This window comes from Bifidobacterium pullorum DSM 20433 (genome assembly GCF_000771405.1).
Classification (GTDB): Bacteria; Actinomycetota; Actinomycetes; order Actinomycetales; family Bifidobacteriaceae; genus Bifidobacterium; species Bifidobacterium pullorum.
In genome coordinates this window covers 44507-59319 of record NZ_JDUI01000013.1, presented here as the reverse complement: position 1 = coordinate 59319, position 14813 = coordinate 44507, and the positions used below count along the sequence as shown (strand labels likewise).

General features: G+C 67.8%; 11 protein-coding genes and 1 other RNA gene. 7 read left to right on the top strand and 5 right to left on the bottom strand.

What is annotated here, in order from left to right:
• Window positions 1-18: 18 nt before the first annotated feature.
• Window positions 19-909: an ROK family protein gene (locus OU11_RS07545; RefSeq protein WP_033515818.1), complete on the bottom strand. Its 891-nt coding sequence runs from the start codon at window positions 907-909 to the stop codon at window positions 19-21.
• Window positions 910-1112: 203 nt separating this feature from the next.
• On the opposite strand from OU11_RS07545, the gene OU11_RS07540 reads away from it, so the two are divergent.
• Window positions 1113-3761: a transglutaminase-like domain-containing protein gene (locus tag OU11_RS07540; RefSeq protein WP_033515817.1), complete on the top strand. Its 2649-nt coding sequence runs from the start codon at window positions 1113-1115 to the stop codon at window positions 3759-3761.
• On the top strand, window positions 3761-4882 hold the full coding sequence (locus OU11_RS07535) for an ROK family transcriptional regulator (protein ID WP_052122783.1): 1122 nt from the start codon (window positions 3761-3763) through the stop codon (window positions 4880-4882). The genes OU11_RS07540 and OU11_RS07535 overlap by 1 nt, the downstream gene beginning before the upstream one ends.
• A gap of 97 nt (window positions 4883-4979) precedes the next feature.
• Here the strand turns inward: OU11_RS07535 and OU11_RS07530 are convergent, their stop codons facing one another.
• On the bottom strand, window positions 4980-5711 hold the full coding sequence (locus OU11_RS07530; RefSeq protein WP_033515815.1) for a copper homeostasis protein CutC: 732 nt from the start codon (window positions 5709-5711) through the stop codon (window positions 4980-4982).
• A gap of 204 nt (window positions 5712-5915) precedes the next feature.
• Between OU11_RS07530 and OU11_RS07525 the strand changes: the two genes are divergently transcribed.
• The 5 genes from OU11_RS07525 to dtd all read left to right on the top strand — a co-directional run bounded on the left by OU11_RS07525 (window position 5916) and on the right by dtd (window position 10999).
• Window positions 5916-7115 (top strand): ROK family transcriptional regulator, encoded by a 1200-nt coding sequence (locus tag OU11_RS07525; protein ID WP_033515813.1) that lies wholly within the window; start codon window positions 5916-5918, stop codon window positions 7113-7115.
• Between the two features lie 62 nt (window positions 7116-7177).
• Window positions 7178-8080 carry a carbohydrate kinase family protein gene (locus OU11_RS07520; protein ID WP_033515812.1) on the top strand — a complete coding sequence of 301 codons (903 nt, stop codon included), beginning with the start codon at window positions 7178-7180 and terminating at the stop codon, window positions 8078-8080.
• Window positions 8081-8441: 361 nt separating this feature from the next.
• Window positions 8442-8839: a transfer-messenger RNA gene (ssrA, locus tag OU11_RS09050) on the top strand.
• A 333-nt stretch (window positions 8840-9172) separates the two neighbouring features.
• Complete coding sequence (locus tag OU11_RS07515; protein WP_033515810.1) at window positions 9173-10426, top strand: AGE family epimerase/isomerase; 1254 nt, start codon at window positions 9173-9175, stop codon at window positions 10424-10426.
• Window positions 10427-10504: 78 nt separating this feature from the next.
• A complete protein-coding gene (gene dtd / locus OU11_RS07510; RefSeq protein ID WP_033515808.1) occupies window positions 10505-10999 on the top strand; it encodes a D-aminoacyl-tRNA deacylase in 495 nt (164 codons plus the stop codon).
• On the opposite strand, the gene OU11_RS07505 is transcribed toward dtd, so the two are convergent.
• Genes OU11_RS07505 through OU11_RS07495 form a run of 3 tightly spaced genes read right to left on the bottom strand, consistent with a single transcriptional unit; the run spans window position 10992 to window position 14748 of the window.
• Complete coding sequence (locus OU11_RS07505) at window positions 10992-11972, bottom strand: cell division protein FtsQ/DivIB (RefSeq protein WP_033515806.1); 981 nt, start codon at window positions 11970-11972, stop codon at window positions 10992-10994. The two genes, dtd and OU11_RS07505, sit on opposite strands and share 8 nt — an antisense overlap.
• Window positions 11969-13531, bottom strand: coding sequence for a UDP-N-acetylmuramate--L-alanine ligase (murC, locus tag OU11_RS07500; RefSeq protein WP_033515804.1), 1563 nt, complete (start codon window positions 13529-13531; stop codon window positions 11969-11971). Before murC ends, OU11_RS07505 begins: the two co-directional genes overlap by 4 nt.
• A 44-nt stretch (window positions 13532-13575) precedes the next feature.
• A complete protein-coding gene (locus OU11_RS07495; RefSeq protein WP_033515802.1) occupies window positions 13576-14748 on the bottom strand; it encodes a UDP-N-acetylglucosamine--N-acetylmuramyl-(pentapeptide) pyrophosphoryl-undecaprenol N-acetylglucosamine transferase in 1173 nt (390 codons plus the stop codon).
• Window positions 14749-14813: the final 65 nt, after the last annotated feature.

Below are 14813 nucleotides of genomic sequence, written 5' to 3'. Positions count from 1 at the left end.
GGGAGGTCACCGGCGCGCTCAGCCGCGCGGAGCGGCCAGCGCGGCGCCGATGGCGCCAATCGGCTGCTCGACCGGCGCCAGACGCAGGCGCTCGGGCAGGTGCAGCGAGGTGATGAAGTGGCTGGTCTCCTCACGGCGGCGCAGCTCCTCGACGATCATGTCGAGCAGCGGACGGCCGGTCTTGGCCATGCCTCCGCCCATGACGATCAGCTTGGGGTCATACGCCTGCCCGACCACCTGAACCGTGTCCGCCAGGCCATGCTGCACGATGGAGAACACCTCGATGGCGCGAGGGTCGCCGGCCTTCGCCTTCTCGATCAGATCGGGCAGCGGCGGCTGCCCCGGCCACAGCTTGGCCACGGAGCCGCCCGAGGTGACGGTCTCCAGGCAGCCGCGCTGGCCGCAGTTGCACAGGAACTTGTTCGGGTCGACCGGCAGATGGCCGATCTCGCCGTAGGAGCCGCTGTAGCCGCGCTCCACGTGGCCGTCGCGCACCACGCCGGCGGCCAGACCGGTGCCGAAATTCAGGAACACCACCGTGTCCCCCGCCGACACCTGGTCGTCGATCAACGCCACGGCGCCCAGCGCGGCGGCGTTGACATCGTTCTCAACCTGCACCGGCACGCCCAGGGCCTTGCCAGCCTCGCGCCCCAGCTCGAGCTTGACGATGTCCAGATTCACGATGTCGCGCACCACACCGGTGACGGAATCGACCTGGCCGGGCAGCCCCACGCCCACCGCCACCGGGTCGCCGCCGAGACGGCGCGTGATGCCGATGACGTCGTCCAACACGTTCTGCGCCCCCGGACGAGCCGGGATGCGGCAGGAGTTGAGCACGGTGTTGCGCTCGTCCACGAGGACGGCCTCGATCTTGGTACCGCCGATGTCGATGCCAACGTATTCATGCATAGTGGTTCCTCCCAATCAGATTTCCTTGCCGATGGTGTCTTCTTCCGCACGCACCGCCGTGAACCGTCATCGCCCGCACGGCATATGCGTCATTAGGCAGACTACCACCTGCGACGCCACATGGGCATATAAGGCATGGTCCGTCGTACAGTATTCCAGTATCCGACCGACCACCACCCATCAACCACCACAAGGACATGGCCATGCTCACCCCCTTGATCTCCCCCGCGCTGCATGAGTACGCGCATCGATGCCATCAGGACCGGATCACGGCGCTCGACGGACGGACGATCCCCGCCGACGCGATGCTGCCGGACCTCGACGCCGACCAGCGAGCCCTGATGGAGCTGATGATCGGCACCCTGCCGCTCACCGACATCCTGGACCGCAGCCCGGAAACGCTGCGGGGATACGCCGACCACGCGCTGATGCTGCGGCGCACGCGCCCCTGGACCGCCGCGCTGCCCGAAGACGTCTTCATCCACTACGTCTTCTGGCCACGCATCAACAACGAACGGCTGGAGCCCTGCCGCCCCGCGATCGCCGGCGAGCTGGACGCGCGCATCGCCGGGCTGGATATGGAACGGGCGGTTGTCGAAACCAACTACTGGTGCGCCGAACACGTCACCTACGCGCCCACCGACGGGCGCACGCTCAGCCCGATGGGCGCGCTGAACCGCGGCATCGGCCGCTGCGGCGAGGAGTCCACGCTGCTGGTGACCGCGCTGCGGGCCATCGGCGTGCCCGCGCGACAGGTCTACACGCCGCGCTGGGCCCACTGCGACGACAACCACGCCTGGGTCGAGGCGATGGTCGACGGCGTGTGGCGGTTCATGGGCGCCTGCGAGCCCGAGGAGCAGCTGGACCGCGGCTGGTTCGACCGCGCCTCGGCCCGCGCCATGCTCGTGCACGCCCGCGTGTTCTGCGACTACTCCACCGGCACCGTCGACGTCGGCGCCTCCGCCGGGGAGCAGGATGACGCGCTGCTGGAGAACCTCACCGACGCCTACGCCCCCGTCACCCGCCTGTCCGTCACGGTGACGCACCCCGACGGGACCCCCGCCGCGGACGCCGCGATCAGTTTCGAGCTGCTCAACATGGCGGAGTTCACGCCGATCGCCCGGCTGCGCACCGATGCGCAGGGGCGCGCCGAACTGCAGGTGGGCCGCGGCTCGCTGCTCGTCCACGCCTCGACGGCGGACCTGTTCGGGCAGACGCTGGTCGACACCGCCGCCACCGACCAGGCCACGGTCGTGCTGGGGGCCCCGCTCCACCCCGGGCAGGACCCCGATCCCCGCCTGCCGGAGGATTGGACGGCGTTGACCCTGCATGCGCCGGCGGCCGGGGAGTCGCGCAGCGCCGCGCTGAGCGACGAGGAACGCGCCACCGGCACGCAACGGGCGCTGCAGGCCGAGGCCATGAGGGTGGCACGGCTGGACGGCTTCGCCGCGCAGTCGGCGCGGGGTCACGCCGCCGTGGACGCGCTGCTGCGCCATGCCGGCGGCAACTGGCCGACCCTCGCCCGGTTCCTGGACCAGGACGACTACCCCGACCGTCTGACGCTGCTGCAGGCCCTGGCCGACAAGGACCTGTGCGATACCGGATACGACGTGCTGGAGGATACGCTGCAGGCGGCCGCCCGGATCCGCGACTACGCGATGTCCGGCCCGCTGGCGCGGCTCGACGGAGAGCGCGCCGCCGGCCTGTGGCGCGACTGCGTGTTGAACCCGCGTGTGCTCAACGAGGAGCTGACCGCCGACCACCGCCTCCTGCAGGACCTTGTGGGCGCGGACCTCACGGCCCGGTTCCGGCGGGATCCCGCGCAATTGTGGGCGCGGCTCAACAACGGCGTCCGTGACGTCGACGACGACGCCCCCTGCGCGAGCGCGAGCGCGCTGTGGATCAGCGGTCTGGGCGACGCCGCGCATCGCAGGATCGCGTTCGTCGCCATCTGCCGCGTGTTGGGCATCCCCGCGCGGCTGGATCCCGAGGGCTTCCGTCCGCAGTATTTCGATGGATCGCGTTTCGTCACCGTGCAGTCCGGCGCCGCGACCGACGTGCAGGCCCCGGTTGCCGCCATGGCGCCGTGCACCATCACGGCCGAGGGACGAGAGGACGTCCCCCGTTACCAGGTGGATTGGTCCCTCGGGCAGTTGCAGCGCACGCCGCGAGGCATGGATTACGTCTCCCTGGACCTGTCCGAGCTGCCATGGGACGGCGACGGGATGCGGGTCATGCTCGAGCCCGGCGACTACAGGGCGATCACCACCGTGCGCCTGCCGAACGGCAACCAGATGGCCGCGGTGCACGGCTTCACAGTCACGCCGGACGGTTGCGCGCTGCGGCTGCGCTGGCGCACGCCGGACGAGAGCGATCTGCTGGAGCGCCTGCCGCTGGAGAACCTGCCGTTCACCGCGCCCGACGGCACCGCCACGCCGCTGGATGCGATGGTGGGCGACCGGCGCGCGGTGCTGTTCATCCTCGACGCGAACGGTTCGGAACCCAGCATCCATGTGCTTGACGAACTTCGCGAGTTCCTGACGGAGCATGCGGACACCGAGGTCGAGCCGATCCTGGCGCTCAGCCCCGCGCAGACGCCCGCCAGCGACCCGATCATGCGGATGATGGACCGGCTGCCGCGACCGTTCGAGCTGTGGCGTTGCGACGAGGCCACCGCATCGCGTCTGGCGCGCATCACCTTCGTCGACCCGGACAAGATGCCGCTGATCATCGCCGTGCATCCCGCCGCCGACGGCGGGCCCACCACCGGCGTCTACGCGTGCAGCGGCTACAACGTGGGTTCGGTGGCGTTGGCGATGCGGCTGAACAGGCTGACGGGGAGCCGATCGTGATCCCCTCCATCCTGTCCGTCCCCGGTGCGCCCGGGCAGACGGCCAAAGCCGAACCGGCCGACGTGCGACGCAACAACCGCGCGTTGATCTTCGGCCTGCTGTTTCCCGACACCGAACTCTCCCGCGCGCAGATCGGGCGTCGCACCGGGCTCTCCCGCGTCGCCGTGTCCGATGTGGTCGGCGGCATGCTGGACGAGGGGCTGATCCGCGAGGGCGGGCTGGCGCACAACACCGGCAAGGGCAAGCGCGGCACGCTGCTCGGCGTGGACCCCGAGCGGCTGCACGTCATCAGCATCGACCTGTCGCAATCGCATTTCATCCAAGGTGCGATCACCAACCTGCTCGGCGTCATCGTGGAGCGGGCCGAACTCTCGTTGGGGGCGGCCAACGCCATCACCATCGAGGACATCGCCGAGCTGGCCGAACGGCTGATGGCGCGAGCCGACGGCGTCATCGGCGTCGGCGTGGCGGCCCCCGGCGTCGTGGCCGATGGCATCGTGCGCCGTTCGACCGTGCTGGGCTGGCAGGACGTGGACCTGCGCGGTCCGTTGGAACAACGGCTCGGCGTGCCGGTCAGCGTCGACAACGACGCGACCAGCGGCATGCTGGCCGAACGGTGCTTCGGCCAGGGAGGCCCCAACCTGCTGTTCGTCTGGATGCGCCGCGGCATCGGCACCGCCGTGCTGATCAACGACGTCCCCGTCATGGGCGAGAACAATGCGGGCGGCGAGATCGGACACATCTCCATCGACCCGCAGGGACCGGAGTGCCCCTGCGGCAAACGAGGCTGCCTGGAACGGCTCATCGCCGCGCCGACGCTCGGCGAACGGCTGCGGGAGCATCCCGAATCCCGCGGCCGGATCCTCGGACAGGCGGGACTCCATCTGGCAGAGGCGCTCGCCATGCCCGTGGGCATGCTCGACATCTCCGACGTCTGCGTCTACGGACCGCCGGACATCATCAACACCGACCTCATCGCCGCCGCGCAACGGCATCTGGACGAGACGACCATGTCGTCGTTCCGTACGCGCACCGGCATCCGGCGCTGCCAGCTCGGCGGCGACATCGCCCTGCGCGGGGAGACGATCGCCGTGCTGCGCGACCATCTGCACCGGGTCTGAAGGCCCCGCCGGACCGACAGGCGAGACGGCCCGGAACTACGACACGGCCGGGCCCGAACGGACCCGGCCGTTGCCATCGACACCGGATGACGCGTGGTCAACGCGCGGCCTGCACCGCCGCCCGGACGATCTGCCGGTCGGTGCGTTCCAGCGGTGCGGCGCCGCCGCCACCGGGGCCACCTGACGCGGGAACCAGGGTCTTGGCGGACAGGTGGATTGCATTGACCCCCGCGGCGCGGATCGCGCCGATGGATTCCGGGGTCACGCCGCCGCCGGCCTGGATCTCGATGCGCCCCGACGCATGGCGCACCAGGTCGCGCAGCCGATCCAGCCCCTGCGGCACCGTGGGCGCCCCGCCCGAAGTGAGCACGCGCGTGTATCCCAGTTCGATCAACGTGTCCAACGCGGCGAACTGGTCGGGCACCATATCGAACGCACGGTGGAAGGTCACCTGCACGTTTCGGTTGCAGCGCCGCCCCTCATCACGCGCGCATTCGATCAGATCGGTCGCGAACGGCACGTCAATCGTCCCGTCCTCGCGCAGCCCGCCCACGACCACGCCGCTCGCGCCGGCCAGGATCGCCGATCTCACGTCGCCCAGCTGCACCACCTTCTCCGATTCATCGAACACGAACGAACCGGCCCGCGGCCGGACAAGCACCTGCACGCCGTGCGGCAGCCCGACATGCGCACACGCCTGGATCAGCGCGAAACTCGGGGTCAGGCCCCCCGTGGCGCCCAATGCGACGCACAGTTCGATGCGATCGGCTCCCTCGTCCAACGCCACCCTGGCCCCGTCGATGTCCTGGACGGCAATCTCCACGGTCATGGTATCTCCTTTGACTCTCGTGACTGTCATGCGCCTACGGCACCACGCTACCATCCCCGAATGCGTACCACGCCGCCACCGCACCAGGAATCGACGTCCCACGCCGATACGCATGAGAAACGATTGACACACTGCATTAACCGTGTTAATATATAAACAACGTTGAAGCCGACGAAGGAAACGATGGACCCAAAGGAGGTGCCCATGCCCAGCCAAGCCACATCACAGGCCTCGGTATCGGAATCCAACCGCTCCCGCATCCTCCAGCACCTCTATCACCACGGCATCTGCTCGCGCGCGCAGATCGCCAAGGCGCTGTCCCTCACCCCCGCGGCCATCACCAAGATCACCGCAAGACTCATCGAAGCCGGCATCATCGAGGAAACCGGCGACATGGAGGGACGCAAGAACCGCCGCTCCATCGGCCTGCACCTCGACGGCTCCCGGTTCCACGTCATCGGCGTCAAATTCGCACGCACCCTGGTCCAGATCGGCGTGTTCGACCTCGCCGGCGCCACGCTGTCCCTCGAGGACCTGCCCACCGTCAGCGACGACACCATCGCCCAGACCATCCAGGCCATCCACGGCAAAATCCACGACCTGCTCGACGCCGACCCCGCAATCATCGCCGTCGGCATGGCCGTCCCCGGACCATATCTGCGCGAGGTCGGCTACACCGCCGTCGTCTCCTCGATGCAGGGCTGGCGCACCATCAACTTCCAGCAGGAATTCGCCGGCGCATTCCGGGTCCCGGTGTTCGTGGAGCAGGACGCCCGCGCCGGCGTGCTGGCGCAGCACCTGTTCTCCCCGGACGGGCAGAGCGAGAACCTCGCCTACTATCTGCTCGGCGAAGGCGTGGGCCTCGGCGTCATCGACCACGGCCGGCTCGTCAACGGCGCACAGGGCACCGCCACCGAACTCGGACACACCAGCGTGGACGTCAACGGACTGCCCTGCGACTGCGGCAACGTCGGCTGCCTGGAACGATACTGCTCCGCCGTCGCCATCCACGAACGCGTCAACGCGGCCGGCATCATCGCGGACAGCGCCGACATGACCCATCGCCAGGCCTGCAACGCGCTGTTCGCGCTCGCGGACAACGGCGACCGCCAGGCCCTGGCCATCGTGGACGAGGCCGGCCGGTACATCGGTTACGGCTGCGTGACCATCTGCAACATGGCCAATCCCTCCCGCGTCATCCTCGGCGACATCGTCGCCGGTGCGGGACAGCACCTGCTCGACGTCGTCAAGGACATCGTGCGACGCCGGGTCACCCCCGAAGTGGCCGAAGCCACCGACATCCGACTGTCGACGCTGCCGGCGGACGCGACCGTCACCGGCGCCGCGGCCGTGGCCATCACCCAGTTCCTGGACCACCCCTCGATGTTCTTCGACATCACCTGACCGGCGGCATCAGCATCTTCCACCCCATCAATCAATCAACCAACCAAGGAAAGGAACCATCCATGACCAAGCCCATCGTGCTCTCCCTCGGCGAACTGCTGTGGGATATGCTCCCCACCGGCAAGCGCGCCGGCGGCGCTCCGGTCAACTTCATCTACCACGCCTCCATGAACGGCGCCGAAGGCGTGGCCATCAGCGCGGTCGGCGAGGACGAGCTCGGCGACGAACTGCTCGCCGCCACCGAGGCCGCGGGCATCAACTCGATGGTCCAGCGCAACGCCTGGCCCACCGGAACCGTGGACGTGGCGCTCAAGAACGGCATCCCCGAATACACGATCGTCAAGAACGTGGCCTGGGACCACATCCTATACACGCGCCAGCTCATCGAGGTCGTCGAGAAGGCCGATGCCATCTGCTTCGGCACGCTGGGCCTGCGCTCCCCCGAATCGCATGACACGATCATCGAGCTGCTCAAGCACGCCAAGAAGGGCGCGATGAAGTTCTTCGACATCAACCTGCGCGGCGACCACTACTCCAAGGAGCTCATCGAGGAGCTGCTCGGACAGGCCACCGTGTTCAAGATCAACGACGACGAGCTGTTCCTGCTGCGCGACATGTTCGACATCCGCGGCACCTCCGACGACAACGCCTGCCGCTGGTTCCTCGACACGTTCGACCTCGATTACGTCATCCTGACCGGTGGCGCCTCGTTCAGCACCATCATGTCGAAGACCGGCGAGACCTCCACGATCAACACGCCGCGGGTCGAGGTGGCCGACACCGTGGGTGCCGGCGACTCCTTCTCCGGCACCTTCACCGGCAAGCTGCTCAACGGCGCCACCCTGAAGGAGGCGCACCGCGCGGCCGTCAACACCTCCGCATTCGTCTGCACGCAGGAGGGCGCATGGCCGGCCTATCCCGAGGAAGGCATCCCGGACTACTGCCAGATCATCAACGGCGAGTGATCGCCAGACGCGCCGCACGCCGCCTGCGGCCTCGCCGGCCATAGCCTGGGAGGCCGTAGCCCGGCCGGCCGCAGCGCATCTGGCCGCAGCCCAACTGGCCCTTCTGGTGCAGTAGCGCCAAGCCACTGCGTCAGAAGGGCCAGATCATGTGCTCCAACTGAACCTTCTGTCGCAGCAGCACCAAGCAGCTGCACCAAAAGGGCCAGATCGCATGCACCAACTGAACCTTCTGACGCAGCAGCACCAAGCAGCTGCACCAGAAGGGCCGGTTCACTGGGAGCGCATCGAGTTGCATTCCTCCGGCGACGGGGTTATTGTGGAAAGTCCGGCCATGAGCCGGCAAGGTTTGATAACTGAACAAGGGGCTGATCGGTTTCGACGGTGACCTGTTCGCTGCAGGGAAGCGTGCCGAGAATGCGGGGTCCGCTCGTGGATGTCCCCCGCGAAACAATAAGTGCTAAATCTAACCGCACTGAGTTCGCTCTCGCTGCCTGAGCTTCGCGCCAGGATTAATCCAGCGAGCAGTCGCTCCGTCCGCTCTTCTGCGTCTCCGGGAAGAGTTCGGGCGTCGTTAAGGAGACTTGCCTCGTTCGCCGAGCCACAGGGCGTCTGAGGGACTTGAACTGTAGATAGGCCTGCCACCGGTTGTCCGCGATATAGGTGGAGGCAGAACAATAGCCGCAAGGCCAGCGGACTACGCACGTAGAAGATTGTGGGTACGGTCACCGGACCGGGGTTCGATTCCCCGCAGCTCCACATATCCAACCCGGCATGTCGCTGACATGCCGGGTTTTTCGTTGATATACCAACCTTGCAGACCATAGCGCCAAGTTACCGGTTTCCGGTTTCACAGCCGATTTGAGGTGTTTTGGAATGGTCTTAAGGTGGCGGATATGAGTCGCACCAGATGCTTAACGGGGAACCCATGGTGGATAGGTGTATGCCGCCATACGCCCATGTACGCTCGTATACGTCCACCGCACCTCACACATCACCACCCCGGCGTGTCTTAAGCGCTTTAGTATTAACATGATTAACGCATTAACGCAGTTACCGTCGCTGTCGACGTTTCCACGGAAGGACCATCCACCGATGACCACCGCATACTCACTCGAATCCTATGTGTTCGGCTCCCCGGAGAACCATGACCTGCTTGAATCCGAAAGCAACGAGCTCCTGGCCTTCGGACATCGCTTCCCCGCCCCGAACGGCGGCTCGTACTGGCTGGACGAGCATGGCGAACCCGACCCCTCGCAGGGCATCCAGACCTGGATCACCTGCCGCATGGCGCACGTCTATTCCCTGGGCGCCATCCACGGCGAGCCCGGTGCCGAGGAGCTGGTGGACAAGGCCCTCGACGGCCTGCGCGGCCCGCTGCATGACGACGTGAACGGCGGCTGGCACCCGTCCGTCGCCGTCGACGGCACCCCCGAGCCGGGCAAGGTCTGCTACACGCACGCCTTCGTGATCCTCGCCGCCACCTCGGCCACCCTGATCGGCCGCCCCGGCGCCAAGGAGCTGCTCGCCGAGGCGCTCGACACCTACAACGCGCGCTTCTGGGATGAGGAGCACGGTCTGGCCGTGGACACCTGGAACACCGAGTTCACCGAACTGGACCCGTACCGCGGCATCAACGCCAACATGCACACGGTCGAGGCGTTCCTCGCCGTGGCCGACGTGACCGGAGACGAGACCTACCGCACCCGTGCCGGCCGCATTGTCGACCATGTCGTCGACTGGGCCTCGCATAACTCCTGGCGCATCCCCGAGCATTTCACCGCCGATTGGGCCCCGGACCTCGAATTCAACCGCAGCAAGCCCGACGACCAGTTCAAGCCGTACGGCGCCACCCCCGGCCACGGCATCGAGTGGGCCCGCCTGATCACCCAGTTCGCCACCAGCTGCGACCGCTCCGATGAGCAGAAGGCCGCGCTGATCGACGCCGCCGAGCATCTGTTCGCCCGCGCGCTCGAGGATGCGTGGAACACCGACGGCACGATCGGCCTGGCCTACACCACCGATTGGGAGGGCCGCCCGGTGGTCACCGACCGCATGCACTGGACCCTCGCCGAATCCGTGAACACCTCCGCCGTGCTGGCCACCGTGACCGGCAAGCAGGAGTACAAGGACTGGTACGCCACATTCTGGCAGTACATCGATGAGTATCTCATCGACCACGAGCACGGCTCATGGTTCCACCAGCTGGACAAGGACAACCACGTCATCGGCACCGTGTGGCCCGGCAAGTCCGATCTGTACCATGCGCTGCAGTGCACGTTCATCCCGCGTCTGACCCCGGCCGTCTCCGTGGCCCCCGCCCTGAAGCAGGCCGCCGAGACCCACTGATCCTCTTCTTCCTCCTTTCCTCCGATTACCGCAAACGCCCCGGTCACACGACCGGGGCGTTCGTTATGATGGGCCGATATGAGAATCGTGGTGCAACGGGTCAGTTCAGCCGGCGTGGATGTGATCGACGAGTCCACGGGGGCGCCGGATCCATCGTTCGAGCCGCAGACGATCGGCCGTGGGCTGGTATTGCTGGTGGCCGTCAGCGACGACGACGGCGATGCCCAGATCGACTGGGCGGCCCGCAAGGTCGCCAATATGCGGATTTTCGAGGATGACGAGGGCAGGATGAACCGGTCGATCCTGGACGTAGGCGGCGAGGTACTGTCCATCTCCCAGTTCACGTTGTTCGCCGACATCCGCAAGGGCAACCGCCCCAGTTTCGTCGGGGCCGGCCAGCCCGACCATGCGCGGGACGTCTGGCTGCGCTTCGACGAGGCGTTGCGCGGGCACGGCCTGACCGTCAGGGAGGGCCGGTTCGCCGCCCATATGCGGGTGTCGCTGACCAACGACGGCCCGGTGACCATCCCGATCGATACGGCGGTGATGACCCGGCCCCGATTCGCTACTTGATGATGGGGCGCAGCGGCGCGGAGACGTCCACCTGGTGCTTGTCGCCGATGACGTTGGGGTCGTTGATGATCTTGTCGACCACAGCCTTCTTCAGTTTCAGGTCCGAGGAGTCGCCCCAGATGATGGTGTAGTCGCCGCCGTCCAGCGCCGTGGTGATCGAATCCTGGGTCTGCGCGCTCACCGAGGAGATGCGCTGGCGCAGCCACTCGTCCAGACTGCCCAGCACCGTCAGCGTCTCCTGCACGGCCTTGGTCGACAGCGCCTCGTCCACGTCGTCCACGTCCACCACCGGGATGCCTTCCACGGACGCGCCCTGCACGGAGTTGAGCACCCGCCCCTGGCTGTCGACCGCGGTCATCGATTCGTCGGAGGTCCGCAGCATCGCCGCGGGCCGCTGCGCCTGCACCGTCACCTCCAGATGATTCGGGAACCGTTTGACGACCTTCGCCTCGGTCACGCCCGGAATGTCGTCCAGCCGGTCGATGACCTCGTCGCTGGACACCAGGAACAGCGACTTGCCGGCCTCGCCGCCCGCGATGCCCATGATCTGCTCGTCGCTGACCCATTCGTTGCCGCCCGACACGCTGATCGCCCCGGTTTCCAGCCGGAACACCGGTGAGAAGAACAGCAGCCACACCATCGCCACCAACGCGCACACCGCGGCGGCGGCCGCCGCGATACGCATCGCGATGACACGGACGTTCGCCTTGCGACGTTCCCGGAGGCGCGCGCGGAAATCAACGACCTTCGGCCGGGTCGCGATGCCCAGCGGCCCCTTGGTCTGCTCCAGCGTCCGGGCGACCACGTCCTCGCCGTCAAGCCGCCTGGCGTCGACGAACTGTCCCGGGTCGGAATGCCGTTGGCGTTCCGGGGACGATTCCGCCGAGCGCACCGTGCGTCCCTGCGCCACGGTCCGTGACGGCGGCTTCTCGTCGGCATGCGACGACCCCGAGACGACGCGCCGTCCCGTCATCGCGTCATACCGCCGTCGCGCGCCTCAAGCAGGCGCAGCAGCTCCGCATCCATCCGGTTGACGTCGCCGGCGCCCACCGTCAGCACCACGTCACCGGCCTGAGCCCGGCCGGCCAGCGCCGCCGCCCCCTCGCGCATGTCCTCGACCGCCTCGATGTGCGGGGTCCGCCCCGTTGCGCAGGCCTTCGCCGCCTCGACGATCGTCGCCGCCGACACCGTGGGAAAATCCTCCTGCCGTTCGCGCGCGGGGAAGATGCCGGAGACGATCACGTCATCGGCCTTGGACAGCGCCTCGGCGAACTGACGCGCGAAGAACTTGGTCCGGGAGAACAGGTGAGGCTGGAACAGCACATGGATCCGGGAGCGCGGGTACCGACGACGTGTGGCGTCCAGCAGCGCGGCGATCTCCGTGGGATGGTGCGCGTAGTCGTCGATGACGGTCACGCCGTCGACGGCGCCGCAGATCTGGAAACGCCTGGCGGCGCCCAGGAACGACGTCGCGGCATGCGCGGCGTCCTCATACGGCATGCCCAGCAGGCCGGCCGCGATGATCGCCGCGGCCGCGTTCCGCGCGTTATGCAGGCCGGGGATGGACAGCTCCACCGGCACGACGTTCTCCCGCTCGTCGGAGGCGAGCGAGGCGGGGATGCGCAGCACGAACCGCTCGTGGCCGTCGCCGGCGCTCTCCTGTTCCGATTCGATCCGCACGACGGCGGCGCCGTTCAGCTCGCCCAATGCAGTGGGGTCCTGCGTGGTGTACACGACCGTCCGCGCGGCGGTATCGGGATCCAGCGCGCGCAGCACCGTCAGGCAGCCTTCGTCGTCGGCGCACATGACGACCGAGCCGCGGGCGTGGCCGACATGGTCGACGAACGCCGCATGGTACCGCTCCCCCGTGCCGTAGTGGTCGAGGTGGTCCGGCTCCGCGTTGGTCACGATGGCGATGTCCGGATGGTATTTGCGGAAGCTGCCGTCGGATTCGTCGGCCTCCGCCACAAGCACCGAACCGCGGCCGGCATGGCCGCCGTCACGGTTCACGCCGTCCGCCGACTGGATCGACCCGCCGATGGCATAGCTCGGGTCGGCCAGTTCGCCGGTACCGCCCTGCACCAGGATATGGGCCAGCAGCGAGCTGGTGGTGGTCTTGCCGTGGGCGCCGGCCACGGTGACGGCGCGTTTGGCCGCCATCAGCAACGCCAGGATATCGCTGCGGTGCACGATGCGGGCACCGGCCGAGTGCGCGGCCACGATCTCCGGGTTGTCGGGCTTGATGGCGCTGGAGTACACGACCGTCGCGGCCCCGGCGACGTTCTCGGCCCGCTGCCCGAACTGCACCGGAATCCCGAGCGACTGCAGGCGTTCGGTTTTGGCGCTCGGCTCGCGATCGGAACCGTCGACGCTCACCCCCTGCTCGTGCAGCATCTCGGCCAGCACGCTCATGCCCGCCCCGCCGATGCCGATGAAATGCGTCCGTCCGAGCCGATCCACGCGATCGTCGGCATCGAACGCCGCGACCGTGGGGTCAAGCGTGATTGCGGTGGTTGCGATTGGTTCGGACACTGTCCGCTCCTTCCCTAACGTTTCCGGTATTCCCGTATCCCGGTTCAGTCGATCATCTCAAGCACGCGGGCCGCCATCGTCTCGGCGGCGTCACGGATGCCGTACCGCCATGCGGCCTCGGCGTACCCCTCCAGCGTCCCGTGGTCGGCGAGCAGGTCCGGGACATGGTCGACGACCCATTCCTTGGTGAATTCGCGGTCCGGGACCATCAGGCCGCCGCCGGAACGCACCACAGGCTCCGCGTTGAACCGCTGCTCGCCGTTGCCGATCGGCAGCGGCACATACACCGCGGGCACGCCCAGCGCCGTCAGTTCGCTGACCGTGCCGGCGCCGGACCGGCAGACCACCAGGTCGGCGCAGGCGAACGCCCAATCGATGCGCTCCAGATATTCGGCCACATGATAGTCGCCCGTGCCGAGGCTCTCCTCACCCAACCCGGCGACGGCCCCGTCCGAGGCGCTGACCGAAACCAGCTCGCGCACCTCGTCCGCCTTGCCCTTGCCCGTCAGATGGATGACCTGCGCGTGGGCGAGCAACGCCGACGCGGAGGCCGCCATCGCCCGGTTGACGTTGGCGGCGCCCAACGAACCGCCGGTCACCACCACGATCGGACGGCCGGGGTCGACCCCCAGACGCGCGGCGCCCTCCCGCCGGGCCGCGGCACGGTCGTGTTCCATGGCGCGGCACAGATCGGCGATCGCCGGACGCAGCGGCAGTCCCACCCGTTCGATGCGCGCGCCGCGGCGGGGCTTGAGCCCGGTCTCGTCATACGCGGTGCCGATGTAATCCGCCCACCGGGCCCCCAGCTTGTTGGCCATGCCGGCCCTGGCGTTCTGTTCATGGATGAGGATCGGGATGCCCAGCGCATGGGCCGACGCGTACACCGGCGCGGAGGTATAGCCGCCGAAGCCGACCACGGCCTGCGCCTGCCGGCGTTCCAAAATCTCCTTGGTCTTGCCCGTCTCGCGCTTCCATTGCGCGGGGAACCGCAGCGCGGCCATGCCGGGACGCCGGGGGAACGGCACCTTCTCGATGGTCTCCAGCTCGTATCCGGCCTGCGGCACAAGATCGTGCTCCAACCCCACCGCAGTGCCGACCACGCCGATTTCGGCATCCGGCAGGGCCTTCCTGATGGCATCGGCCACCGCCAGCAGCGGGTTGACATGACCGGCCGTGCCACCGCCGGCCAACACGATACGCGTGATTCCGTTACTCATAGCATATGAGCTTAGTCCACGGGGAAGTCCCACGCCGACATTCACGCCCCGATCCTGCCCCGCAC

What these genes read in the sequence shown, in the direction of transcription:
- OU11_RS07545 (WP_033515818.1), bottom strand. Translation starts at nt 909, where the DNA reads ATGCATGAATACGTTGGCATCGACATCGGCGGTACCAAGATCGAGGCC.
- OU11_RS07540 (WP_033515817.1), top strand. Translation starts at nt 1,113, where the DNA reads ATGCTCACCCCCTTGATCTCCCCCGCGCTGCATGAGTACGCGCATCGA.
- OU11_RS07530 (WP_033515815.1), bottom strand. Translation starts at nt 5,711, where the DNA reads ATGACCGTGGAGATTGCCGTCCAGGACATCGACGGGGCCAGGGTGGCG.
- OU11_RS07525 (WP_033515813.1), top strand. Translation starts at nt 5,916, where the DNA reads ATGCCCAGCCAAGCCACATCACAGGCCTCGGTATCGGAATCCAACCGC.
- OU11_RS07520 (WP_033515812.1), top strand. Translation starts at nt 7,178, where the DNA reads ATGACCAAGCCCATCGTGCTCTCCCTCGGCGAACTGCTGTGGGATATG.
- OU11_RS07515 (WP_033515810.1), top strand. Translation starts at nt 9,173, where the DNA reads ATGACCACCGCATACTCACTCGAATCCTATGTGTTCGGCTCCCCGGAG.
- dtd (WP_033515808.1), top strand. Translation starts at nt 10,505, where the DNA reads ATGAGAATCGTGGTGCAACGGGTCAGTTCAGCCGGCGTGGATGTGATC.
- OU11_RS07505 (WP_033515806.1), bottom strand. Translation starts at nt 11,972, where the DNA reads ATGACGGGACGGCGCGTCGTCTCGGGGTCGTCGCATGCCGACGAGAAG.
- OU11_RS07495 (WP_033515802.1), bottom strand. Translation starts at nt 14,748, where the DNA reads ATGAGTAACGGAATCACGCGTATCGTGTTGGCCGGCGGTGGCACGGCC.